Origin of the sequence: Mycobacterium sp. SP-6446 (assembly GCF_001954045.1) — a bacterium.
Lineage (GTDB): Bacteria > Actinomycetota > Actinomycetes > Mycobacteriales > Mycobacteriaceae > Mycobacterium.
In genome coordinates this window covers 1-22,387 of the sequence record NZ_MBEM01000154.1, presented here as the reverse complement: position 1 = coordinate 22,387, position 22,387 = coordinate 1, and the positions used below count along the sequence as shown (strand labels likewise).

Sequence of the window (22,387 nt, the reverse complement as noted above, 5' to 3'; positions counted from 1 at the left end):
CATGACGACGCATCGAGCAGATTTCGACCTGAACCATCCCGGCGCGCTGATCGCCGCGCTACCGGCCGTTCTCGGCTTCGTTCCGGAGAATTCACTGGTCCTGGTGTCGGTAGGCGACGGCGAACTGGGGTCGGTGCTGCGGGTCGACCTCGGTCCGGAACTCGTCGAGCGGGTGGGGCATCTCGCCGAGGTCGCCGGCGCGGCCGGGCCCGAGGCCGCGATCGCGGTGATCGTCGAGGCTGAGGGCGCGGACTGCCCGGGGTGCAACGAGGAGTACCGGCAGCTGAGCGCCGCGCTCACCGAGGCGCTGGCACGACACGACATCGAACTGTGGGCGGTGCACGTGGTGGATCGGGTCGAGGCGGGCGGGCGCTGGCACTGTGTGGACGAGTGCGGCGCGGGCGGCGCCGTCGACGACCCGTCGGCGTCGCCGTTGGCGGCCGCGGCGGTACTCGACGGCCGGCGGCTCTATCGCCGCCGCGCCGACCTGCAGGCCGTCGTCGCGCCCGACGAGCGGGCGCAGCGCCCCGAGTTGGCGGTCGCGGTGACCGAGCGGGCGGCCGCGCGCGAAGCCGCGCCGGGCGCGGACCCAGCGGGCCGCTGCCGTCGCGACGTGCGCAACGCGATGGCCGCCGCCGCCCGGGTCGCCGGTGGTCAACCCCTCTCCGACGCCGAGGTGGCGGAATTGGGTTGCGCGCTAAGCGACCCGCAGGTGCGCGACATCCTGTACGCCCTTGCGGTCGGCCAGAAGGCCGGGGACGCCGAGTCGCTGTGGGCCGCGCTGGCGCGCGCCCTGCCACCGCCGTGGCGCGTCGAGGCGCTGGTGTTGCTCGCGTTCAGCGCTTACGCCCGCGGCGACGGGCCGCTCGCCGGCGTGTCGCTGGATGCCGCGCTGCGCTGCGCGCCGGACCATCGGATGGCGGGCATGCTGGACACCGCGCTGCAGTCCGGTCTGCGGCCCGAGCAGATCCGCGGGCTGGCGGTCAGCGGGTATCGCCTGGCCAAGCGCCTCGGCGTGCGGTTGCCGGCGCGGCGCGCATTCCGCCGACGCGCGGGCTAGCCGCGTGGATAGGGGTGTGGCTCAGACCTTTTCGACCTTGACGGCGTGCGCCATCTCGTGCGGCAGGGTGACGTTTTCGTGGCCCGGTATCAGGATGGTCACCCCGCCGCCGGCGGGGCTGGTCTCGACGGTCACTCGCGCGTTGGGCACCACGCCGGCGTCCTTGAGCCGCGTGATCAGGTCGATGTCGCCCTGGACATGCTCGGTGAGCTGGCGGACGACCACCGCCACCGGCGACCCGGCGGGCAACTCGGTCAACCGGACCAGGTCGGCGTCCTCGGCCCTGGAGTCCGGGCCCACGCCCAGGTCCAAGAGGCCGGGGATGGGGTTGCCGAACGGGGAGGTGGTCGGGTGGTTGAGCACCTTCACCAGTCGGCGTTCGACGTCCTCGCTCATCACGTGTTCCCACCGGCACGCCTCGGCGTGCACCTCTTCCCATGGCAAACCGATGACGTCGACGAGCAGCCGCTCGGCGAGGCGATGCTTGCGCATCACGGAAATGGCCAGCGCCCTGCCCTTGTCGGTGAGCTCCAGGTGGCGGTCGCCCGCCACGTGGAGCAGTCCGTCGCGCTCCATGCGGGACACGGTCTGGCTGACGGTCGGCCCACTCTGGTCGAGCCGTTCGGCGATCCGGGCGCGCAGCGGCGTCACGCCCTCTTCCTCGAGGTCGTAGATAGTGCGCAGATACATCTCGGTGGTATCGACCAGCTCGTTCATTCAGCACCCTCCGTCGACGCTGAGTCTACTTGGCCAGCTGCGCGAATGGGTCTAACGCGTCCTAGGCAGACAGTATGCCCGCCGCATCAGCGGCGGGCATACTGTCTGCTACCAGGTTCTGGTTTAGCGGTGCTAGCTCGCGTACGACCGTAGCCGATCGGCGCGCTCGCCGTTGCGCAGTTTCGCCATCACGTCCCGCTCGATCTGACGCACCCGCTCGCGGGACAGACCGAACAGTTTGCCGATCTGGTCCAGGGTCCGCGGTTGGCCGTCGTCCAGGCCGAAACGCAACCGGATCACCTGGTGCTCGCGCTCGTCGAGCGTGGCCAGCACGCTGCGGATGTCGGTGTGCAGCAGCTCGGCGATCACCGCGTTCTCGGCGGACATCGCCTCGGCGTCTTCGATGAAATCACCGAGCGGGGCTTCTTCTTCCGAGCCCACTGGCATGTCCAGGCTCACCGGGTCGCGGCTGTGCTCGAGCAGATCGTTGATCTTTTCGACCGGAATTCCGGATTCCGCGGCCAGCTCCTCGTCGGTGGCTTCGCGGCCCAGGTTCTGATGCATCTCGCGCTTGATCCGCGCCAGCTTGTTGACCTGCTCGACCAGGTGAACCGGCAGCCGAATGGTGCGGCTCTGGTCGGCCATGCCGCGGGTGATCGCCTGGCGGATCCACCACGTGGCGTACGTCGAGAACTTGAATCCCTTTGTGTAGTCGAACTTCTCCATCGCGCGGATCAGACCCAGGTTCCCCTCCTGAATGAGATCCAGCAGCGGCATGCCCCGGCCCGTGTAACGCTTGGCGAGCGAAACCACCAGGCGCAGATTCGCTTCCAGCAGGTGACGGCGCGCAGCCTCGCCGTCGCGCGCGACGGCCGCCAGCTCGCGTTTGCGGTTCTCGCCGAGGCGCTTCCGCGTTTGCAGCAGATGCTCGGCGTAAAGCCCGGCCTCGATGCGCTTGGCCAGTTCAACCTCGCCGGCGGCGTTGAGCAACGCGGTCTTACCAATACCGTTCAGATAAACGCGCACTAGGTCCGCAGCGGGGCTTTGAGCATCTAGATCGCCGTCAATCCTGGTAGTGGTGGCGTTCGCCATAGCGACCTCCCGATTGGCTTGTACTGTCACGTCGTTTAACGACAGACCCGCCTTTGGAGTTCCCGCCGATCCGAATCTCACACGCTTTGACGTGCAGGAATGTGTCCCAGACCTGAGAATGTCCTGAGAAGTCCGTTCCGATGGCCGGTTGGCCGGAACCTACGCCGAACCTGTGTCGCCGCCCGGCCCCGGGTGGTTCAGCGGGTGCCGGCGAGCCTCGAGCGCGGGCCGCTCGGCCGTCGGGAACAACGGGGTGCGGCGCCGCTCGTTGTCGAACCGCCGAGGCTCGTTGGCGCGCCGCGGCGGGCGGTCGTTGGCGATCAGCACGGCCATCCACGGCAGCGGCACCGACGCCGCGACGATCAGCAGCGAGATCAGGCCGTTGTGCCACGCGCCATAGGCCAGCGCGGCGAAGATGAGCGCCGGAACCCGGAACGCCATCAGCGTCAGGTATTTACGTACTCGCGCGCGATGCTGCTCTTCGTACGAGGGTTCGGCGGCGGTAATGAGCACCGGCCGGCCCTTGTGGCCGTCGAAGTCATCGAACCTGTCGTCGTCGAACCCCGGATCGGAGCCGCGCTTCATTCCTCCACTGTCCCACACGCGATCGATTCCGGCTTGGCCGGTTTCGCAGGCGGCAGTGCACAATGAGGGGTATGCAGACCCAGACGATCGAACGCACCGAGACCGACGAACGCGTCGACGACGGGACCGGCAGCGATACCCCCAAATACTTCCATTACGTCAAGAAGGACAAGATCGCCGAGAGCGCGGTGATGGGCAACCACGTCGTGGCCTTGTGCGGTGAGGTCTTTCCCGTCACGCGGGCGGCCAAGCCGGGCTCGCCGGTCTGCCCGGACTGCAAGCAGATCTACGACAAGCTCAAGAAGGGCTGATCAGGCCGGCGGCTCGGCCGCGGCGGAGCCGTGCTGCGGCGAGGAATCGGTGGAACCCCTGACGGACCGCGTCCGCGCCAGCAACCAGTTGCGCAGCCGGTGGGCGTGCGTCGCCGGCGCCGGAAACTCCTCCTGAATGGCGGCGTTGAGTTCGGCGCCCAGCATGATGGCAAACCCGCCGAAGAACGCGAACAGCAGGAACGCGATCGGGGTGGACAGCGCGCCGTACGTGTAGCCGGTGCTGGTGATCCACCTCAGGTAGAACCGCAGGCCCAGCGTGGCGGTCACGAAGAACGCCGTCGCCAGCACGGCGCCGAAGACCAGCCGGTGGGTCGGCAGCGGAACCGGCAGCGATACCCGATACAGGAGCACGATCCCGATCACCAGGCCGAGAATCAGCGCGGGGTAGTACCCGTACCGCAGCACGTTGGCCAAGGTGAACGGGATGTGCTCGCTGACCTTGCGCGGCCCTATCACCATGACCGGCGCGGCCACCACCGCGAACACCAGCATCACGACGTAGAGGAATAGCGCGAAGAATCGCTGCCGCACCGGGTGCCGCAGCGGGGTCTGGTCGTGCGCCTCCACCACGGCGTCGACGTAGGACGAGATCGCCGACGATCCCGCCCACAGCGAGATCACGAAACCCAGCGACACCACCTCGCCCCGCGCGTTGGCGGTGACGTCGCGGATGGTGGGCACGATGATCTCGTTGACGACACTCGACGAGAAAAAGCTGTGGGTCGTGGAGATGATGCTTTTTTCGATGGACGGCAAGGTATCCCGGCCGAAGAGCGGCGCGACGTAGGCCAAGCTGCCCAGCATTCCCAACAGCAGCGGCGGCAGCGAGAGCGCCGACCAGAAGCCGGCCTGTGCCGACTCGGAAAAGATCGAGTCGTCCCAGCTCTTGGATAGGGTCCGGAGACTGATTCGCCAGATGTGGTGGCGGGACGGCCTTGCGATCTGATCGCTCATAGGAGTCCAGCATTACCGATCACCGCGCCCGCCCTCCACATTGCGGGTGGGTGAGTTGGGCGGACCTAGTTGCCGCTGACCTCCAGCACGGCCGACAGCTCGGTGAGCTTGGCCTCGTGCTCGTTGGCGTGGTGCTGGCAGAAGAGAAGCTCAGCTCCGGAAGGCAGCTTGGCGCGTACCCGAGCGGCGGCACCGCAGCGGTCGCAGCGGTCTGCTCTAGTCAGCTCGGGACTGGTCAAAGTTGCGTTCATTGGCTTCTCCCGTTCCTTCGTACGTTCACTGTCTCAGACGTTCGGGGTTTTCGCGTTGTTCCCCGATCGTTATCGGGTGTGTCGTTTCTCACGGGCTTTTCCACCTGCGTTTAGGCATTCGCTCTAAGGTGACCGAACATGACATTCGCTCCCGGCGTGTTGGTGCATTTGTGCGGCGCAAAAGCGTGGGCAGACGCCCGCGTGCGCGGCGAAATTCGCCCGGCGGCGCCCGGCTCGGACGCCGGGGACCGGTTCATCCATCTCTCGACGCCCGACCAGGTGCATCTGCCGGCCAACCGGCTCTACCGCGGTCGCGACGACCTGGTGCTGCTGCATATCGATCCTGCCCGGTTGAACGCACCGGTGCGTTGGGAGCCGGGTGTGCCGACGGATCCCCGGTCGATGTTGTTTCCGCATCTGTACGGCCCGCTCCCGGTGGCCGCTGTGACGAGCGTCACGGCCTATGCGCCGGGGCCCGACGGCACGTTCCCGGCGGTCGGCGGGGGTCAGGGCACGGATTCGGCCGGGGAGTCCACGTAGGCGTCGGCTTCGATCTCCACCAGCAGCTCGGGGGCGATGAGCGCGGCGACCTCGACCATCGTCGCCGCGGGACGCACCTCACCGAAGACTTCCGCGTGCACCGCCGCAACTTCGCGCCAGCGGGCGATGTCGGTGACATAAATGCGCGTCCGGATTACGTCGGTGAGCTCGGCGCCCGCTTGTTGGAGCGCAATCTCGATGCGGCGCAACACCTCTCGGGTTTGGCCCGCGATGTCGCCCGCTAGCCCGGGTGCGGTTGTCCCCGCCACCGCCACGTGTGGGCCGACGCGAACGGCGCGCGAGTAGCCGACCACCGACTCGAATTCGGAGCCGGAAGAGACGACTTTTCGGTCGGCTGACATACGGTCACCCTAGCCGACGAAAAAGCCGACGAAACATGTTGGACGGCAGGCGATTAAGCTCGGCGGCACGGGCCGTCGGGCGGAGGGAGCGGCGATGACCACACCCGGCATCTCCGAGGACGCGCTGCTTGCGCAAGAGGCGTGCTTCGCGCGGGCGTTCGCCGAGGGCGATCCGGCGATCGCGCGGGATCTCTATCAACCCGATGTGGTGTATGTGAGCCCGACGGTGCGTCTCTTCGATTGGCCCGCCGAGATCGAAGGCATCGAGCGCACGCTCGAATTCATCGCGCTCACCATTCGTGGCTGCTCGGCCATCCGCTACGAGGCGACCGAGCACGCGATCGCGCCCGGCGGGGACGTCGCGTTCGTGCGCGTGCGGTTCGACTGGGATTCGGGTGGGCAACGCCTGCGCTCGACCTACGTGGTCGTCTACCGCTACCGCGACGGCCTGATCGCCCGCCAGGAGCTCTATTACGACCCGAGCGGGCCGCTGCAGCGGCTCACCTAGCCGGATGCGCGCCGGCCGCGAGTCTGGGACACTCGACGGGTCATGAAACTTCGCTCCGCAGTGGCAAGCGCCGTCGTCCTGATCGGCCTCGCCGCCCCGGCCTACGCCGACGACGGGGACGGCGCGGACGCCGGCACCGACAAAGCCTTCCTGGCGGAACTCCAACAGGCCGGCCTGACCTACCAAGACCCGAATAGTGCGGTGGCCGCCGGGAAATCGGTGTGCCAGCTCGTCGACGAGGGAAAGTCGGCCGCGGAGATCATCGCCGAACTGCGTAACCGCAACCCGTCGTTCCAGGGGACGAGCGCCGCGAAGTTTACCGCGCTCGCGGCCGCCGCTTACTGCCCCCAGTACATGACCGGCGGCGGCCTGACCGACGGCGCCGGCGCGCACTAGCGGCGCGACTTTCGCTGTGCTGCACGAAAAGTGACGTAGCCTGGGTCAGGGAAGGAGTCCACGCATGCCCAAACTGTCGTTGACCAGACTTGCCGTAGCGGTTGGTGGTGTGACATTGGCGCTGACCGCCGGGGTCGGCGTCGCGTCGGCGGATCCCGATCTGGGTCCGGCCGTCAACACCACCTGCACCTATGACCAGCTCGTGGCCGCGTTGAACGCGCAAGACCCGACGATCGCCGCCTTTTTCAACTCCTCGCCGCAGATGCAGTCCGGACTGCGTGACTTTCTCGCCGCGGGGCCCGATCGGCGGAGGCAAATCGCCCACGACATCGTGAACGGTCCGCACGCCGGGCCGTACATCCCGGTTCTCCAGCGGACCTTCGCTACCTGCAACAACTTCTGAGCGAGGCTCGCTCAGTCGAGGTAGTCGCGCAACACCTGAGAACGGCTGGGGTGGCGCAACTTTGACATCGTCTTGGACTCGATCTGGCGGATGCGCTCCCGGGTTACGCCGTATACCTGCCCGATCTCGTCGAGGGTCCGCGGCTGGCCGTCGGTGAGGCCGAAGCGCAGCCGTACTACGCCGGCCTCGCGCTCCGACAGGGTTTCCAGTACCGACTGCAGCTGGTCTTGCAGCAGCGTGAACGACACCGCGTCGACGGCCACCACGGCCTCGCTGTCTTCGATGAAGTCACCAAGCTGGCTGTCGCCCTCGTCGCCGATGGTCTGGTCCAGCGAAATCGGCTCGCGCGCGTATTGCTGGATCTCCAGCACCTTTTCGGGCGTGATGTCCATCTCCTTGGCGAGCTCTTCGGGCGTGGGCTCGCGGCCCAGGTCCTGCAGCAGCTCGCGCTGGATGCGGCCCAGCTTGTTGATCACCTCGACCATGTGCACCGGGATGCGGATGGTGCGGGCCTGATCGGCCATCGCGCGGGTGATGGCCTGGCGGATCCACCATGTCGCGTAGGTGGAGAACTTGTAGCCCTTGGTGTAGTCGAACTTCTCGACCGCGCGGATCAGGCCCAGGTTCCCTTCCTGGATCAGGTCGAGGAACGCCATGCCGCGGCCCGTGTAGCGCTTGGCCAGTGAAACCACCAGCCGCAGATTGGCTTCCAGCAGATGGTTCTTCGCGCGGTCGCCGTCGCGGCAGATCCACATCATGTCGCGGCGCTGGGCGGCGGGCAGTTTATCGCCGCGCTCGGCCAGCTCGGTCATCAGCTGCGTGGCGTACAGGCCGGCCTCGATCCGCTTGGCCAGCTCCACCTCTTCCTCCGCATTGAGCAGCGCCACCTTGCCGATCTGCTTCAGGTACGCGCGAACCGAGTCCGCCGAGGCGGTGAGTTCGGCGTCCTTGCGGGCCTGCCGCAACGCCTCGGATTCGTCCTCGTCCCAGACGAAATCACCGGAGGCCTTGTCCTTTTCGCTGGGCTCGGCGATCTCCTCGTCCTCTTCGGCGGCGGGCTCGCCGGCGGCCGCGGCGGGCACGGCGTCGCCTTCCGCGGCCGGCTCCAGGTCGGCGTCCGGCGCGACGTCTTCCTCCAGGTCGTCGAGGTTGAGGTCGGCGGCGTCGATCTCGATGTCCTCGCCGGGCTCGATGTCGGGTTCGCCGTCGAAGTCTTCGGCGGCGTCGGAGTCGACGGCTTCCAGATCGGCTTCCGGATCCTCCGCGGCGGCTTTCTTGGAGGACGCCTTGGTCCCGCGGCCCGACGGCGCTTTGGCCGGCGCGCTCTTGGCGGCCGCGCGGGTCTTCTTCGCGGCGCCGGTCGCCGCCGCGGGCTCGGTGGCCGCGGCGGACTTGGTGCTCCGCGATGCCGTCTTAGCCGTCGCCTGAGTGGCGCGCTTTGCCGGCGCGGAGCCATTGGCGGCCTTTGCCGCCGAGCGCTTGGCGGGGGACTTGGTGGCGGTGCGTTTCGCCGGCGCTTCAGTCGCCGTGCTGGTCTTGGTCGCTGCCACGTACACCCCTTCGGTTGGGCTCACTTCCGGTGGGTCTGGGCATGGTGGACCGAAAGTGTCTGCTATGTCGAATGTCGGCGTTGATCTCGGCGTGAGTACTGGCACGCTATCGGTCGGGCGGTCGCCGGTGACCATTGTAACGACAGTGCGCGCTTGTACCGGCCCACCGGGCGAAATTCAGTGCGTCACGTCCGAGGTGGACGCCATCGCCGCGCCGACGATGCCGGCCGTGTTGAGCAGGGCAGCGGCCACCACCGGGGTGCGGTTTGTCAGCAGCGGCAGCCATTTATCCGCCTTGCGGCTGATGCCGCCGCCCGCGATGAACAGGTCGGGCCACATCGCGTTCTCGATGGCGACCAGCACCCTGGTCACCTGCTTGGCCCACTTCTCGTAGCTCCAGTCGTTGCGCTCCTTGACTGACGACGCCGCCCGTTGCTCGGCCTCCTTGCCGCCGACCTCGAGGTGGCCGAACTCGGTGTTGGGTATCAGCGTCCCGTTGTGGATGACCGCCGATCCGATTCCGGTTCCGAACGTCAGCAACACCACCAAGCCGGAGTTGTCTTTGCCCGCCCCATACCGCTCTTCGGCGAGGCCGGCCGCGTCGGCGTCGTTGAGAACCGTGACCTCCTGGCCGTTGAGCTCGGCGGCGATGATGTCGCGCGCGTTGGTCCCGATCCACGACTTGTCCACGTTGGCCGCCGTGTGGACGATGCCGTGGGTGACGACGCCGGGGTAGGTCACCCCGAGCGGGCCGGTCCAGCCGAACTCGTGGACGACCGCCGCGATGGTCTTGGCGACGGCCGGGGGCGTGGCCGGTTGGGGGGTCAACAGCTTGAACCGGTCGCCGATCAGCTGTCCGGTGTCCATGTCGACGATTCCGCCCTTGATTCCGCTGCCGCCGACGTCGATCCCGAATCCGCGACGTTGCGGGGTGCCGCCGGCCCCGTCGGTGGCGGGCGTGTCCGTGGTCGAGTCGGTGCTGGTCATCGAATCTCCTCGGCGAGACTTGCGCTGTGAGCTCACCTTAGCCCCGCCGCGGCCGGGGCGACTGTGATGCGATAGGTGGGTGACGCGGTATGACGGTGACCCCAAGCCGCTGCGTTCCGTCGCCGAGACGCTGGCCGCCGAGGCCGCCGAGTTCGTGCGCGCTCGTCGCGCCGAGGTCTTCGGTGCCGCGGCCGGCGCCCCCGACAGCGGTGCGGTGCGCTCGAAGAGCACCCCGACCGATCCGGTCACGGTGGTCGACACCGAGGCCGAACGGCTGTTGCGCGACCGGTTGGCCCAATTACGGCCTGGGGAGCCGATTCTCGGGGAGGAAGGCGGCGGGCCGACCGGCTCGGCGCCCACAGCCGACACGGTCACCTGGGTGCTGGACCCCATCGACGGGACGGTGAATTTCGTCTACGGCATCCCAGCCTATGCGGTGTCGGTCGCGGTTCAGGTCGACGGTGTGTCGGTGGCGGGAGCCGTGGCGGACGTTGTCGCCGGCCGGGTGTACTCGGCGGCGAACGGCCTCGGCGCCCACGTCACCGACGGGCGCGGGACGCACGCGTTGCGATGCAGCACCGTCGACGACTTGTCGATGGCGTTGCTGGGCACCGGTTTCGGATATTCGAGGCGGCGCCGCGCCACCCAGGCGGCGCTGTTGGCGCGGATGTTGCCGGTGGTCCGCGACGTGCGCCGGATCGGTTCCGCCGCACTGGATTTGTGCATGGTCGCGGCCGGCCGGTTGGACGCGTTCTACGAGCACGGGCTGCAGGCGTGGGACTCCGCCGCGGGCGCCCTGATCGCCGCCGAAGCGGGGGCCCGGGTGCTGCTGCCGGCGCCCAACGGATCGGTCGGCGGCACCGGATTGGTGGTCGCGGCCGCCCCCGGCATCGCCGACGAGCTGCTGGCGGCGCTCGAGCGGTTCAACGGCCTCGAACCGATCCCGGACTGATCGCGCCGGCGAATTCAGCAGCTGCTGGCGTGAATCTTTTGCAGCAGCGCGGGATCCGACGCATCGGGGGCACCCGGGCGGAGGCCGGCGAGCACGGTGTCGATGTCGTCGTTGTGCGCGAGCCCGGAGAAGTCGGTGCCCACGGCGAGGTCGACGGTTTCGTCGGCGCGGTTGTCGTTGAACAGTTCGGTGCACGGCGCCACCAGCCACACCGCGGCCGCGGCGGCCTGCCCGGCCGTCCCGAACCGGATCTGGCCCGGGCAGGTCAGCCGGGTGCCCGCGTAAATCGGGTCGTTGGCGGCCGTCGGCGCGGCGAAGCCCAGGTCCTTCAGCGCGCCGGCCACGTCGGCGGCCTGCCCGCCCCGGCCGCTGGCGTTGAGGACGCGGACCTTGGTGTCGGTGAGCTTGGCGGGTGTGACGTCCGCCATGGCGGATCGCGACATCTGCTCACCGAGCTGCGGCGTCGCGGATCCCTGCTTCTGCGGAGGCGGATTGCATACCGCCACCTCGTGCACCTTGGCGGGCCGGGTCAGGGCGATGGTCCACGCCACGCCCGTCACCACAACCAGGAAAATCAGCACCACGATCGCGGGGCGGGGATTGCGTCGCCGAAAGGGCCGACCGTGCTTGTCAAAGGCGGTACCCTCGGTGATTTGTGCGACCACAGGTGCACTCTAGCGGCACCCCAAACGCACTGTTTAGAGGCGAACACAAGGGTCAATCCAGGGGTGTGACGTAAATCACAACTTAATGGGCCGTGATCCGGGCACGAATCATTTGGTGGATGCGTTCGACGCTGGTACAAAGCGTTCCTTGGGTAACGCGGGAACGCGGGCATAGAGGGGACAGGACGATGCCTACCGACTATGACGCTCCACGGCGCACCGAGACGGACGACGTCTCGGAGGATTCGCTGGAGGAGCTCAAAGCACGACGGAACGAAGCGGCCTCGGCCGTCGTCGACGTGGACGAATCCGAATCCGCCGAGTCTTTCGAACTGCCTGGCGCCGACCTCTCCGGTGAAGAGCTCTCGGTACGCGTTATTCCGAAGCAGGCCGACGAGTTCACCTGCTCTAGCTGCTTTCTGGTGCAACACCGCAGCCGGCTCGCCAGCGAGAAGAACGGCGTGATGATCTGTACCGACTGCGCGGCCTGAGCCAGGTCAGCTTCGCAATGCCGACAGCACCCGCTCCGGGTGACGGCAGCTCACCAGCCAGTACGGCGTCGGGTCGTCTGGGTCATCGAGGACCAGGAGGATCAGCGGACCAACCCACGCCCGGTGCACCACGTAGGCCGCCGGATCGAGCTGGCGCCCCAGCGCCGCCGATTTCGCCGAGCGCGCTATCTCCGCGGAGCGGGCGATCACGGTGACCGGCAGATGCGCGTCGCCCGCCCACATTTCGACCCCGTCGGCGCCGGCGGTGACTTTGATCTCGACGCGGCCCAGCCACAACAGCGCCGCGGCGGCCACCGCGAACAGGGCGACGAAAGGAAGCCACGCGGGTAGTGAGCGAACACCGAGGTTGACTTCGAAAGCGATGAGCCCCGCCAGGCCGAAACCCAGTGGCCACCACCACCATGGAACCCACAGCCGTTCGCGATATCGCACGCTGTGTGGCGCGACGCGCGTACCAGACACGCGGTCAAGGGTAATCTGTGGCCCCGTGTCGACCACTCTGGCTGTTGTCCGTCTCGATCCCGAGCTCCCGCTGCCCAGCCGCGCCCACGACGGCGATGCCGGCGTCGATCTCTACAGCGCCGAGGACGTCAGGCTGGAGCCCGGGCACCGGGCCCTGGTGCGAACCGGGGTCGCGGTCGCGATTCCGCACGGGATGGTCGGGCTGGTTCATCCGCGCTCGGGATTGGCTGCGCGCGTAGGGCTTTCGATCGTCAACAGCCCGGGCACCATCGACGCGGGCTATCGCGGCGAGATCAAGGTTGCGTTGATCAACCTCGACCCGGCCGAGCCCATCCTGGTGCATCGCGGCGACCGTATCGCCCAGTTGCTGGTGCAACGGGTCGAGTTAGTCGATTTGGTGGAGGTCTCGTCGTTCGACGAGGCCGGGCTGGCCGGAACATCCCGTGGCGACGGCGGCCACGGGTCCTCCGGCGGACATGCGAGTTTGTGATGGCACTGGGTAGACGCTCCGACAAGGACGACATCGAACCGGCGGCGGCCGAGGACGTCGAGGCGTCGGACGACACCGACGAAGAGATCGAGGGCCCGTTCGACATCGAGGACTTCGACGACCCCGCGGTCGCCGAGCTGGCCCGACTCGACCTGGGCTCGGTGCTCATCCCGATGCCCGACGGCGGCCAGCTCCAAGTCGAGTTGACCGAGACCGGTGTCCCGAGCGCGGTATGGGTCGTCACGTCCAACGGCCGCTTCACCATCGCCGCCTACGCGGCGCCCAAGACGGGCGGGCTGTGGCGCGAGGTGGCCGGCGAGCTCGCCGACTCGCTGCGCAAGGACTCGGCCCAAGTCAGCATCAAGGACGGCCCGTGGGGCCGGGAAGTGGTCGGCGTCGCCTCCGGTGTGGTGCGCTTCATCGGCGTCGACGGCTACCGCTGGATGATCCGCTGCGTCGTCAACGGGGCGCCCGAGACCATCGAGGCGCTGGAGCAGGAGGCGCGGGCGGCGTTGGCGGACACCGTGGTTCGCCGCGGCGACACGCCCCTGCCGGTGCGGACGCCGCTGCCGGTGCAGCTGCCCGAGCCGATGGTTGAGCAGCTGCGGGCGGCGGCGGCCCAGCAGGCCGCGGAACAAACCGACGCCCCGCAGCCGCCCGGCGAGCCCGCCGCGCGCCGCAGCGCCGAGGGCTCGGCCATGCAGCAGTTGCGCACCACCACCGGCGGCTAGAGGTCTCCCAAGGCGGCCAGGCAGGCCGCGCCCAGCGCCGCGGCGTCCTCGCCGATCTGATCGAGCGTCACCGTCCGCAGCGCCGCGCGCGGCGCGGCGCGGGCCCAGTCGACACCCACCTGCAGCGGGTGAATGGGATCGTCGACCGCCGCGGCGACCCCCAGCGGCGCGGCCAGCCCGGCCAGCTCCGCGCAGCTGGGCGCGACGTAAGCCGCGGCTTCCTCCATCGCGTCGGGCAGTTGCGGCCACTGGGCCCGCCACGAGCGGGCCAGCTCGTCGGCCAGCCAGGCCGGGCTGGAGGCCCGCATCTGCGTGGTCGTCGCCGCCAACCCGTCGGCACGCAGCTGCGCCGCCGAATGCCGCGCCGCGAGAGCCGCCGGGGCGGATCCCGGGGCGCCGGCCCAGGCCGGCAGCGCGGCCAGGACGGCGACCGTGCGATCGGGATGCGCGAGCGCCCACGCCGCCGTCACGGCGGCACCGATCGACACGCCGCCGACGGCGATCGGGCCGTCGCGGGCGGCGTCGTCAAGTGCGGACAGATAGCCGTCGATCAACCGGTCCGGGCGCGGCGCCGGGGTCACCAACAACGCGCCGACCTTCCGCAACGGCCCGGAAAACGCCCGGTAGACGTAGTCGTCGTCGGATCCGGTGCCCGGCAACAACACCGTCGTGACACCGCGCAGATCGACAGCCACCCCTCGATAGTGCCCGGCGCCGACGAGCGCCCAAAATCCGGTTTGGGTTCGGTTGGCGCGGGGGAACCAAGAGGTCTACGGTGTCCGTTGGCATAGAGGAAGCGCCGAAGCTTTTACAGCATTGTCAGGAGTGGCCATGGGGGCCCAGGGATATCTACGCCGGCTCACCCGTCGATTGACGGAGGACCCGGAACAACTCGACTCCGAGGAGTTGTCCGACGAGGTGGCCAGCACCGGCGCGCAGCGCGTGATCGATTGCGAGCGCGGCCAGGAAGTCACGATGGTGGGCACGCTGCGCAGCGTGGAATGCAACGGTAAGGCCTGCGCGGGCGGAGTCCGCGCCGAACTGTTCGACGGCACCGACACGGTCACGCTGGTGTGGTTGGGACAACGCCGGATCCCCGGCATCGACTCGGGCCGCACGCTGCGGGTGCGGGGCCGGCTGGGCAAGCTGGAGAACGGCACCAAGGCCATCTACAACCCGCACTACGAAATTCAGCGGTGAGCATTCCCGGCGAGACCGGCAATCGCACCACACTGGAACGGCTGCTGGCACAGGCGGGCGGGGTGAGTGGTGTCATCTACTCGTCGCTGCCGGTTGTGACTTTCGTTACGGCTTCGTCGTTGTTCGGCCTGCTGCCCGCGATCGGGTCCGCGCTGGGCGTGGCCACGCTGGTCTTGCTGTGGCGGCTGATCCGGCGCGAGTCGCCGAATCCGGCGTTCTCCGGATTCTTCGGCGTCGCGTTCTGCGCCCTTGTCGCCTACCTGATGGGGGAGTCGAAAGGGTACTTCCTGCTGGGCATTTGGGGATCGCTGTTCTGGGCGGTGGTGTTCGCGGTGTCCATCCTGATCCGCCGCCCGGTGGTCGGCTACCTGTGGACCTGGGCCAGCGGCCGCGACCACGGCTGGCGCGGCGTTGCCCGGGCCGTGTATGCGTTCGACATCGCCACGCTCGGCTGGATGCTCGTATTCGCCGCGCGGTACGTGGTTCAGCAGCAGCTCTACGACGCCGGTCGGACCGGTTGGCTGGGCGTGGCGCGGATCGGGATGGGCTGGCCGCTGACCATCCTCGCCGGGCTGCTCACCTACGCGGCCGTCAAGGCCGCCCAGCGTGCGATCTCCGCGGCGGGTAAGGCGGGCGACCCCGCCGCTTCGGTGGAGGCGGACACCGGCCTCGACTAGTCGGCGGGCGGGGCGGCGGGCAGCAGCAGCTTGCGCAGGTCTTCCTCGACCTCGGTAACCGCGACGAAGAGCAGTTCGTCGCCGCCCTCCAGCGGCTCGTCGGCCTCCGGCACGATGACCCGCGGCCCGCGCAGGATCGTCACCAGCGCGGCATCCCGTGGCAGCTGCAAGCGGCGCACCGGCTTGCCGCCCCACGGTGTGTCGTCGGGCAGGGTGATCTCGACCAGGTTCGCCTGGCCCTTGCGGAACTCCATCAGCCGCACCAGATCGCCGACGGCGACGGCCTCCTCGATCAGCGACGCCAGCATCCGCGGGGTGGACACCGCCACGTCCACGCCCCAGGCGTCGGTGAACAGCCATTCGTTGCGGGGATCGTTGACCCGCGCGACCACCCGCGGCACCGCGAACTCGGTCTTGGCCAGCAGGCTGAGCACCACGTTGACCTTGTCGTCGCCGGTCGCGGCGACCACCACGTCGAAATCCTCCAGGTGCGCCGATTCCAGCAGGCTCAGCTCGCAGGCGTCGCCCAGCCGCCAGTGCGCGGCCGGGATGGCGTCGACGTCGACGTGTTCGGGGTTGCGCTCGATCAACGTCACGTCGTGCCCGTTGCCGATCAGCTCGCGGGTGACCGAGCGGCCCACGGCGCCCGCGCCGGCGACGACTACCTTCATCGGCCCGCTCCCGCCTCGAGATCCTCAGCCGGCGGCAACGCGGCGATGGCCACCGCCTCGGCCGCGCGGCCGGATATCGCGGTGATGTAGACCTGATCGCCGGCCTGGATGATGGTCTTGGGCTCCGGCAACACGCCGGTGCCGAACCGGATCAGGAAAGCGACCCGCGCGCCGGTGGCCTGCTCCAGATCGGTGGCCCGGTGCCCCACCCAGTCCTCGTGCAAGACCACCTCCGAGACGACGACCGTGCCGGTCGGATCGCGCCATTTGGCGGTCTCGCTCTCCCGGGTCAGCGCGTTGAGCAGCCGATCGGTGGTCCACGGCACGGTGGCGATCGTCGGGATGCCGAGGCGCTCGTAGACCTCGGCGCGCTTGGCGTCGTAGATCCGGGCGACGACCCGGTTGACACCGAAGGTCTCGCGGGCCAGCCGGGCCGAGATGATGTTGGAGTTGTCCCCGGATGACACCGCGGCGAAGGCGTCGGCCTTCTCGATGCCGGCCCTCAGCAGCACATCCCGGTCGAATCCCTGGCCCAGCACGCGCTCACCGGCGAACTCCGGGCTCAGCCGGTTGAAGGCGGCGCTGTCGCGGTCGATGACAGCCACGTCGTGCCCGATCCGGGACAGGCCGTCGGCCAGTGAGGAGCCCACCCGGCCGCAGCCCATCACAACCACCCGCACTTGAGGTCCTCTCGGCTGGGTTCTGCGTGCGTTACTTCTCGCCTAGGGAACGCTACCGGCAAACCGGGGTGGGCCTACCCTTGGCTCTCGTGTCCAAACTTTCAACAGCCGCGCGCCGGTTGCTGATCGGCCGGCCGTTTCGCAGCGACCGGCTGAGTCACACGCTACTGCCCAAGCGGATCGCCTTGCCGGTGTTCGCCTCCGACGCCCTGTCCTCGGTGGCGTACGCACCCGAGGAAGTCTTCCTGATGCTCTCGGTGGCCGGCGTGACCGCCTACGCGCTGACGCCGTGGATCGGCCTTGCGGTGGCCGCGGTCATGTTGGTCGTGGTGGCCAGCTACCGGCAGAACGTCCATGCCTATCCGTCGGGCGGCGGCGACTACGAGGTGGTCACCACCAACCTCGGCGACACCGCCGGCCTCGTGGTGGCCAGCGCCCTGATGGTGGATTATGTTCTCACCGTGGCCGTTTCGACCGCATCGGCGATGTCGAACATCGGCTCGGCGATCCCGATCGTGGCCCAACACAAGGTGCTCTTCTGCGTGGCCGCCATCCTGCTGGTGATGGCCCTGAACCTGCGCGGGGTCCGCGAGTCCGGGCTGGCGTTCGCCATTCCGACCTACGCGTTCATCGTCGGCGTCCTCGTCATGATCGGCTGGGGTTTGTTCCGGATCTTCGTGCTGGGCAACCCGCTGCGGGCCGAGTCCGCCGGCTTCCAGATGCACGCCGAACACGGCCAGATCGTCGGTCTCGCTTTGGCATTCCTGGTGGCGCGGTCGTTCTCCTCGGGGTGCGCGGCGCTGACCGGTGTCGAGGCGATCAGCAACGGGGTGCCGGCGTTTCAGAAACCCAAGTCGCGCAACGCGGCGACCACGCTGCTGATGCTCGGCGGGATCGCGGTGACCCTGCTCATGGGCATCATCGTGTTGGCCCAGCAGATCGGGGTCAAGCTCGTCGAGGATCCGGCAAGGCAGCTGACCGGCGCCCCGCCGAACTACTACCAGAAGACGTTGGTCACGCAGCTGGCCGAGACGGTGTTCGGCAGTTTTCACATCGGGTTCCTGCTCATCGCCACGGTGACCGCGCTGATTCTGGTGCTGGCGGCCAACACCGCGTTCAACGGGTTCCCCGTGCTCGGCTCGATCCTGGCGCAGCACAGCTACCTGCCGCGCCAATTGCACACCCGCGGAGACAGATTGGCGTTCTCCAACGGAATCCTGTTCCTGTCCGGGGCGGCCCTCTTGGCGATCATCGCGTTCCGGGGCGAGGTCACCGCGCTGATCCAGCTGTACATCGTCGGCGTGTTCATTTCGTTCACGCTGAGCCAGATCGGCATGGTCCGGCACTGGACCCGGTTGCTGCGCACCGAGACCGATCCGCGCGTGCGGCGCAAGATGGTGCGTTCGCGGATCGTCAACACGGTCGGATTGCTGTCCACCGGCGCCGTGTTGTTGGTTGTCCTTGTCACGAAGTTCGTCGCGGGGGCGTGGATCGCGCTGTTCGCGATGAGCCTGCTGTTCATCATCATGAAGATGATTCACCGCCACTACCACACCGTCGGCCGGGAATTGGAGGAGCAGGCGGCCGCCCAACACGACGTGGTGTTGCCCAGCCGCAACCATGCGCTGGTGCTGGTGTCGAAGTTGCACCTGCCCACCCTGCGCGCGCTGGCCTACGCGCGCGCAACCCGCCCGGATGTGCTCGAGGCCCTCACGGTCAGCGTCGACGACGCGGAGACCCGTGACCTGGTGCACAAGTGGGAGGACAGCGAAATCAGCGTGCCGCTGAAGGTCATCGCCTCTCCCTATCGCGAAATCACCCGTCCCGTACTCGATTACGTCAAACGGGTCAGCAAGGAGTCGCCGCGCACGGTGGTCACCGTGTTCATCCCCGAGTATGTGGTGGGCCACTGGTGGGAGCAGGTGCTGCACAACCAGAGCGCGCTGCGGCTCAAGGGTCGGCTGCTGTTCATGCCCAACGTGATGGTCACTTCCGTTCCCTGGCAACTGACTTCGTCCGAGCGGCTCAAGGCGTTTCAACCGCATGCGGCGCCCGGCGACGCCCGTCGCGGAATCTTCGATTGAGCACCGAAGGCCAGCGCCGCGAACTCACGCTGGACACCGGAGCGCCCGCCAACGGCGGCAGCTGCGTGGCGCACCACGAAGGCCGGGTCGTCTTCGTCCGCTACGCGCTGCCCGGCGAGCGGGTGCGGGTGCGCGTCACCGCGGATCGCGGATCGTATTGGCACGCAGAGGTTGTCGAGGTGATCGAGCCGTCGGCCGACCGGATCGAGTCACTGTGCCCGATCGCGGGGGTGGACGGCGCAGGCTGCTGCGATCTGGCGTTCGCCCGCCCGGAGGCGGCCCGCGCGCTCAAGGCGCACGTCGTGGCCAATCAACTCCAGCGCCTTGGCGGATACAGCTGGAGCGGTGCAGCCCAACCGCTCTCGGAGCGCGGCCCCACCGGTTGGCGCACCCGGGTCCGGCTCGAGGTGGGCGCCGACTGTCGCCCCGGCTTCCACCGCTACCACAGCGACGAACTGGTGACCGACCTGCGCTGCGCGCAGCTGCCCGCCGGGATGCTGGACGGCCTGAGTGAGCCCGACTGGCCGCCCGGCGCCCAGCTGCACGTGGCCGTCGACGACGACGGCGAGCGCCACGTGGTGTGCACGTTGCGGCAGGGCAAGCGGACGGCGACCAACGTGGTGCAGGGCAGTTACGAGGCGCTGCAGCGGGTGGGCGCGCGGAGCTGGCGGGTTCCGGTCACGGCGTTCTGGCAGGCGCACCGGGACGCGGCGGCGGTCTACAGCGGTCTGGTCGCCGACTGGGCGCAACCCGCCGCGGGCATGACGGTATGGGATCTCTACGGCGGCGCGGGCGTCTTCGCCGCGGCGCTGGCCGACGCGGTGGGGGAGTCCGGTCGGGTGCTGACGGTCGACACCTCGCGCGCCGGGACGCGGGCCGCGCGGGCCGCGCTGGGCGACCTGCCCCAGGTCGACGTCGTCACCGATTCGGTGCGGCGGGCCTTGGCTTCACAACGCACAGATTCAAGAGCGGATGTCGCGGTGCTGGATCCGCCGCGGTCGGGCGCCGGGCGCGAGGTCATCGACCTGCTGGCCGCCGCCGGGGTGCCCCGGGTGGTGCACATCGGTTGTGAGGCAGCGTCTTTCGCGCGCGACATCGGGCTGTACCTGGGCCACGGTTACCGCGTCGAGAAGATCACCGTGTTCGACGCGTTCCCGCTGACCCATCACAGCGAATGCGTGGCGCTGCTGACGCGCGGCTAGCTCAACACGAAATACCGCAACCACAAGTACAGCGCGGACAGCGCCGCGGAGACCACGGTGACGATCGCGCCCTTGCGGGTGAATTCCCAAAACGAAATGGGGCTGTCCGCCCGTTTCGCAATCCCGAGGATGACGACGTTTGCGCTGGCGCCGACCGCGGTGAGGTTGCCGCCGAGGTCGGTGCCGAGCGTGAGGGCCCACCACAGCACCTGCGGGTGCACGTGGCCCACCATCGATGAAACGAGCTGTCCGACAACGGGTGCCATCGTCGCGGCATAGGGAACGTTGTTGATGATGCCGCTGAGCACCAGCGACAGCACGAGGATGAACATCGTCGTCAACAGGGCGTGCCCACCGGTCGCGTCGGTGGCCAGCCGGGCCAGGTCCTTGACCACGCCGGTCTTCACCAGGGCGCCGACCATCACGAACAGGCCGGCGAAGAACAGCAACGTGTCCCATTCCACGCCGGACAGGTAGTCCGAATGGTCCAGTCCGGAAATCACTATGAGGACGCCGGCGCCCAGCAGCGCGACCAGCGACGGCTCCAGGTGTATCGCCGAATGCGCGACGAACCCGGCCAGCACTGCCGCCAGGACCACCCCGCATTTGATGAGCAGCCGCGGATCGCGGATGGCTTCGCGCTCCTCGAGGGACATGACGTCGGCGACCCGTTCGGGGTCGACGTCGAAAGCCCCCGGGAACAGCCGCGGTAACAGCGCGACGAAGACGCCGACGATGATGATCACGATCGGCGTCAGGTGGATCAGAAAGTCGTTGAAGGTCAAGCCCGCCCGGCTGGCGATGATGATGCTGGGCGGGTCGCCGATCAACGTGGCCGTGCCGCCGATGTTCGACGCGAACGCCTCGGCCATCAAAAACGGTGCCGGACCGATCTCCAGCCGGTCGCACACCAGCAGCGTGACGGGGGCGATCAGCAATACCGTGGTGACGTTGTCGAGCAGTGCCGACGCGAACGCGGTCACCAGCACCAGCAGGATCATGATGCGCAGCGGTGAGCCGCGGGCGCGCTTGGCGGCCACGATCGCGGTGTATTCGAAGACGCCGGTCTGCCGCAGCACGCTGACGATGATCATCATGCCCAGCAGCAGAAAGATGACGTCCCAGTCGATTCCGGTGTCGCGGGAGTAGAACACGTCGTCGGAGTGGATCACCGGCAGCAGCAGCATGACCGCCGCCCCGGCCAGCGCCACCAGCGTCTTGTTGAATCGGTCGCCGGCGATCAGTGCGTAGGCGACGACGAACACGACGACCGCGACGGCGCTCATCGATTGTCCTGTGTGCTCAAGGCTTTGGGGATATCAGTGTCCGAGCGCCGCCGCCAGCAAGCGCGATGCGGTGATCACGCCGAACAACGTTCCGTCTTTGACCACCGCGATCAGCGGGCTGCGCAGCCGCGCCATCATCGCGGCGACTTCGATGATCGTGTCGTCGGCATCCGCGAAAGGCACGTCGGTCAGGTGGTCCGGCAGGACGTCGCGCACCTTCTTGCCGCCCAACTTGTCCGCGGCGCGGTCGGCCATGGATTCGTTGAGCACGCCGGCCAGCGACGGGTCGTCCTGCACGTAGCGGGGCACGATGAACCGCACCACTTGGGACGCCGGCAGCACCGCGAAGGGTTTTCCGGCGGCGTCGGTCACGACGATTCCGGGCAGGCGGTGCTCGGCGAGCAGGCGGGCGGCGTCCAGCGCGCCGGAGTCGACGGTGACGACCGGGAAATCCTCGGCGAGTTCCGCGGCACGCATAGTGCAGACAATACGTCGGGGCGCCGCGGCGAGAACTAGTGATCCCGCGGCCGCTGCGTAGACTAACGGGATGCTGGAACAGATCCGCGGGCCCGCTGATCTGCAGCACCTTTCCCAACAGCAGCTCCGCGATCTGGCCGGCGAGATTCGCGAGTTCCTGATCCACAAGGTCGCTGCCACCGGGGGGCACTTGGGGCCGAACCTCGGCGTCGTCGAGCTGACCCTGGCCCTGCACCGGGTGTTCGACTCGCCACACGACCCGATCATCTTCGACACCGGCCACCAGGCCTACGTCCACAAGATGCTGACCGGCCGCTGCCACGACTTCGAAACCCTGCGCAAGAAGGGCGGGCTGTCGGGGTATCCGTCGCGCGCCGAGAGCGAACACGACTGGGTGGAGTCCAGCCACGCCAGCGCCGCGTTGTCCTATGCCGACGGCCTGGCCAAGGCGTTCGAGCTGACCGGGCACCGCAACCGGCACGTGGTCGCGGTGGTCGGGGATGGCGCACTCACCGGCGGCATGTGCTGGGAGGCGCTGAACAACATCGCCGCGACCCGGCG

Annotated in this window: 30 protein-coding genes; 15 read left to right on the top strand and 15 right to left on the bottom strand. The window is 68.4% G+C overall.

Annotated elements, in window-relative coordinates:
• The first annotated feature begins 1 nt into the window (after position 1).
• Positions 2 to 1,060, top strand: coding sequence for a DUF4192 domain-containing protein (locus tag A5736_RS14115; RefSeq protein WP_076246914.1), 1,059 nt, complete (start codon positions 2 to 4; stop codon positions 1,058 to 1,060).
• A gap of 21 nt (positions 1,061 to 1,081) precedes the next feature.
• Here A5736_RS14115 and A5736_RS14110 read toward each other — a convergent pair whose 3' ends face one another.
• The 3 genes from A5736_RS14110 to A5736_RS14100 form a co-directional block, all read right to left on the bottom strand.
• The gene (locus tag A5736_RS14110; protein ID WP_076063733.1) at positions 1,082 to 1,777 is read right to left on the bottom strand and encodes a metal-dependent transcriptional regulator; all 696 of its coding nucleotides are present in this window, start codon (positions 1,775 to 1,777) and stop codon (positions 1,082 to 1,084) included.
• A gap of 132 nt (positions 1,778 to 1,909) precedes the next feature.
• Entirely contained in the window at positions 1,910 to 2,899 is a 990-nt protein-coding gene (sigB, locus tag A5736_RS14105) for a sigma-70 family RNA polymerase sigma factor SigB (RefSeq protein ID WP_256386104.1), read from the bottom strand.
• A gap of 129 nt (positions 2,900 to 3,028) precedes the next feature.
• Positions 3,029 to 3,472 carry a DUF3099 domain-containing protein gene (locus A5736_RS14100; RefSeq protein ID WP_139333308.1) on the bottom strand — a complete coding sequence of 148 codons (444 nt, stop codon included), beginning with the start codon at positions 3,470 to 3,472 and terminating at the stop codon, positions 3,029 to 3,031.
• A gap of 53 nt (positions 3,473 to 3,525) precedes the next feature.
• Here A5736_RS14100 and A5736_RS14095 point away from each other — a divergent pair, with 53 nt between their 5' ends.
• Positions 3,526 to 3,765 carry a DUF3039 domain-containing protein gene (locus A5736_RS14095; protein ID WP_076063738.1) on the top strand — a complete coding sequence of 80 codons (240 nt, stop codon included), beginning with the start codon at positions 3,526 to 3,528 and terminating at the stop codon, positions 3,763 to 3,765.
• Here A5736_RS14095 and A5736_RS14090 read toward each other — a convergent pair whose 3' ends face one another.
• Positions 3,766 to 4,740, bottom strand: coding sequence for a YihY/virulence factor BrkB family protein (locus A5736_RS14090; protein WP_076246855.1), 975 nt, complete (start codon positions 4,738 to 4,740; stop codon positions 3,766 to 3,768).
• Positions 4,741 to 4,805: 65 nt separating this feature from the next.
• Positions 4,806 to 4,991 (bottom strand): hypothetical protein, encoded by a 186-nt coding sequence (locus tag A5736_RS14085; RefSeq protein WP_076063742.1) that lies wholly within the window; start codon positions 4,989 to 4,991, stop codon positions 4,806 to 4,808.
• 138 nt (positions 4,992 to 5,129) lie between these two features.
• Between A5736_RS14085 and A5736_RS14080 the strand changes: the two genes are divergently transcribed.
• Positions 5,130 to 5,531 carry a DUF952 domain-containing protein gene (locus A5736_RS14080; RefSeq protein ID WP_076246853.1) on the top strand — a complete coding sequence of 134 codons (402 nt, stop codon included), beginning with the start codon at positions 5,130 to 5,132 and terminating at the stop codon, positions 5,529 to 5,531.
• Here the strand turns inward: A5736_RS14080 and A5736_RS14075 are convergent.
• Positions 5,498 to 5,893: a RidA family protein gene (locus A5736_RS14075; RefSeq protein ID WP_076246851.1), complete on the bottom strand. Its 396-nt coding sequence runs from the start codon at positions 5,891 to 5,893 to the stop codon at positions 5,498 to 5,500. The genes A5736_RS14080 and A5736_RS14075 overlap by 34 nt on opposite strands.
• Positions 5,894 to 5,987: 94 nt before the next feature.
• On the opposite strand from A5736_RS14075, the gene A5736_RS14070 reads away from it, so the two are divergent.
• From A5736_RS14070 to A5736_RS14060, 3 genes are all read left to right on the top strand, one after another.
• Positions 5,988 to 6,401 (top strand): nuclear transport factor 2 family protein, encoded by a 414-nt coding sequence (locus A5736_RS14070; RefSeq protein WP_076246850.1) that lies wholly within the window; start codon positions 5,988 to 5,990, stop codon positions 6,399 to 6,401.
• A 42-nt stretch (positions 6,402 to 6,443) separates the two neighbouring features.
• Positions 6,444 to 6,797, top strand: coding sequence for a DUF732 domain-containing protein (locus tag A5736_RS14065; protein WP_076246849.1), 354 nt, complete (start codon positions 6,444 to 6,446; stop codon positions 6,795 to 6,797).
• A gap of 64 nt (positions 6,798 to 6,861) precedes the next feature.
• Entirely contained in the window at positions 6,862 to 7,200 is a 339-nt protein-coding gene (locus A5736_RS14060; RefSeq protein WP_076122077.1) for a hemophore-related protein, read from the top strand.
• Between the two features lie 11 nt (positions 7,201 to 7,211).
• Here the strand turns inward: A5736_RS14060 and A5736_RS14055 are convergent, their stop codons facing one another.
• Together A5736_RS14055 and ppgK are read right to left on the bottom strand one after the other, a co-directional pair.
• The gene (locus A5736_RS14055) at positions 7,212 to 8,750 is read right to left on the bottom strand and encodes an RNA polymerase sigma factor (RefSeq protein WP_076122174.1); all 1,539 of its coding nucleotides are present in this window, start codon (positions 8,748 to 8,750) and stop codon (positions 7,212 to 7,214) included.
• Between the two features lie 177 nt (positions 8,751 to 8,927).
• Complete coding sequence (gene ppgK, locus A5736_RS14050) at positions 8,928 to 9,737, bottom strand: polyphosphate--glucose phosphotransferase (protein WP_076122081.1); 810 nt, start codon at positions 9,735 to 9,737, stop codon at positions 8,928 to 8,930.
• 79 nt (positions 9,738 to 9,816) lie between these two features.
• On the opposite strand from ppgK, the gene A5736_RS14045 reads away from it, so the two are divergent.
• Positions 9,817 to 10,689: an inositol monophosphatase family protein gene (locus tag A5736_RS14045; RefSeq protein ID WP_076246846.1), complete on the top strand. Its 873-nt coding sequence runs from the start codon at positions 9,817 to 9,819 to the stop codon at positions 10,687 to 10,689.
• 14 nt (positions 10,690 to 10,703) lie between these two features.
• Here A5736_RS14045 and cei read toward each other — a convergent pair whose 3' ends face one another.
• Positions 10,704 to 11,354 carry an envelope integrity protein Cei gene (cei, locus tag A5736_RS14040; RefSeq protein ID WP_076122083.1) on the bottom strand — a complete coding sequence of 217 codons (651 nt, stop codon included), beginning with the start codon at positions 11,352 to 11,354 and terminating at the stop codon, positions 10,704 to 10,706.
• Positions 11,355 to 11,542: 188 nt separating this feature from the next.
• Here cei and A5736_RS14035 point away from each other — a divergent pair, with 188 nt between their 5' ends.
• Positions 11,543 to 11,845 carry a DUF4193 domain-containing protein gene (locus tag A5736_RS14035; RefSeq protein ID WP_003919098.1) on the top strand — a complete coding sequence of 101 codons (303 nt, stop codon included), beginning with the start codon at positions 11,543 to 11,545 and terminating at the stop codon, positions 11,843 to 11,845.
• 6 nt (positions 11,846 to 11,851) lie between these two features.
• Here the strand turns inward: A5736_RS14035 and A5736_RS14030 are convergent, their stop codons facing one another.
• On the bottom strand, positions 11,852 to 12,328 hold the full coding sequence (locus tag A5736_RS14030) for a DUF3093 domain-containing protein (protein WP_076115814.1): 477 nt from the start codon (positions 12,326 to 12,328) through the stop codon (positions 11,852 to 11,854).
• 25 nt (positions 12,329 to 12,353) lie between these two features.
• Between A5736_RS14030 and dut the strand changes: the two genes are divergently transcribed.
• Together dut and A5736_RS14020 are read left to right on the top strand one after the other, a co-directional pair.
• Positions 12,354 to 12,818 (top strand): dUTP diphosphatase, encoded by a 465-nt coding sequence (gene dut, locus A5736_RS14025; protein WP_076115815.1) that lies wholly within the window; start codon positions 12,354 to 12,356, stop codon positions 12,816 to 12,818.
• Positions 12,815 to 13,549 carry a DUF3710 domain-containing protein gene (locus tag A5736_RS14020; RefSeq protein WP_076246844.1) on the top strand — a complete coding sequence of 245 codons (735 nt, stop codon included), beginning with the start codon at positions 12,815 to 12,817 and terminating at the stop codon, positions 13,547 to 13,549. Before dut ends, A5736_RS14020 begins: the two co-directional genes overlap by 4 nt.
• Here A5736_RS14020 and A5736_RS14015 read toward each other — a convergent pair.
• Complete coding sequence (locus A5736_RS14015) at positions 13,546 to 14,244, bottom strand: hypothetical protein (protein ID WP_076122085.1); 699 nt, start codon at positions 14,242 to 14,244, stop codon at positions 13,546 to 13,548. The two genes, A5736_RS14020 and A5736_RS14015, sit on opposite strands and share 4 nt — an antisense overlap.
• Before the next feature lie 136 nt (positions 14,245 to 14,380).
• On the opposite strand from A5736_RS14015, the gene A5736_RS14010 reads away from it, so the two are divergent.
• Together A5736_RS14010 and A5736_RS14005 are read left to right on the top strand one after the other, a co-directional pair.
• A complete protein-coding gene (locus A5736_RS14010; RefSeq protein WP_076063766.1) occupies positions 14,381 to 14,749 on the top strand; it encodes an OB-fold nucleic acid binding domain-containing protein in 369 nt (122 codons plus the stop codon).
• A gap of 2 nt (positions 14,750 to 14,751) precedes the next feature.
• Positions 14,752 to 15,426 carry a DUF3159 domain-containing protein gene (locus tag A5736_RS14005; protein WP_076246913.1) on the top strand — a complete coding sequence of 225 codons (675 nt, stop codon included), beginning with the start codon at positions 14,752 to 14,754 and terminating at the stop codon, positions 15,424 to 15,426.
• On the opposite strand, the gene A5736_RS14000 is transcribed toward A5736_RS14005, so the two are convergent.
• Together A5736_RS14000 and A5736_RS13995 are read right to left on the bottom strand one after the other, a co-directional pair.
• Positions 15,423 to 16,097: a TrkA family potassium uptake protein gene (locus A5736_RS14000; RefSeq protein WP_076122086.1), complete on the bottom strand. Its 675-nt coding sequence runs from the start codon at positions 16,095 to 16,097 to the stop codon at positions 15,423 to 15,425. The two genes, A5736_RS14005 and A5736_RS14000, sit on opposite strands and share 4 nt — an antisense overlap.
• Positions 16,094 to 16,777 (bottom strand): TrkA family potassium uptake protein, encoded by a 684-nt coding sequence (locus A5736_RS13995; protein ID WP_139333307.1) that lies wholly within the window; start codon positions 16,775 to 16,777, stop codon positions 16,094 to 16,096. The genes A5736_RS14000 and A5736_RS13995 overlap by 4 nt, the downstream gene beginning before the upstream one ends.
• An 89-nt stretch (positions 16,778 to 16,866) precedes the next feature.
• Between A5736_RS13995 and A5736_RS13990 the strand changes: the two genes are divergently transcribed.
• Positions 16,867 to 18,861 (top strand): APC family permease, encoded by a 1,995-nt coding sequence (locus A5736_RS13990; protein WP_076246843.1) that lies wholly within the window; start codon positions 16,867 to 16,869, stop codon positions 18,859 to 18,861.
• On the top strand, positions 18,777 to 20,063 hold the full coding sequence (locus A5736_RS13985) for a class I SAM-dependent RNA methyltransferase (protein WP_371328386.1): 1,287 nt from the start codon (positions 18,777 to 18,779) through the stop codon (positions 20,061 to 20,063). Before A5736_RS13990 ends, A5736_RS13985 begins: the two co-directional genes overlap by 85 nt.
• Here the strand turns inward: A5736_RS13985 and A5736_RS13980 are convergent.
• Positions 20,060 to 21,349 carry an SLC13 family permease gene (locus A5736_RS13980; protein WP_076122090.1) on the bottom strand — a complete coding sequence of 430 codons (1,290 nt, stop codon included), beginning with the start codon at positions 21,347 to 21,349 and terminating at the stop codon, positions 20,060 to 20,062. The genes A5736_RS13985 and A5736_RS13980 overlap by 4 nt on opposite strands.
• Before the next feature lie 33 nt (positions 21,350 to 21,382).
• Positions 21,383 to 21,826 carry a CBS domain-containing protein gene (locus A5736_RS13975; RefSeq protein ID WP_076122091.1) on the bottom strand — a complete coding sequence of 148 codons (444 nt, stop codon included), beginning with the start codon at positions 21,824 to 21,826 and terminating at the stop codon, positions 21,383 to 21,385.
• A gap of 70 nt (positions 21,827 to 21,896) precedes the next feature.
• Between A5736_RS13975 and A5736_RS13970 the strand changes: the two genes are divergently transcribed.
• Positions 21,897 to 22,387, top strand: a 491-nt coding sequence (locus tag A5736_RS13970; protein ID WP_305800078.1) for a 1-deoxy-D-xylulose-5-phosphate synthase N-terminal domain-containing protein, incomplete at its 3' end; no start/stop codon positions are given.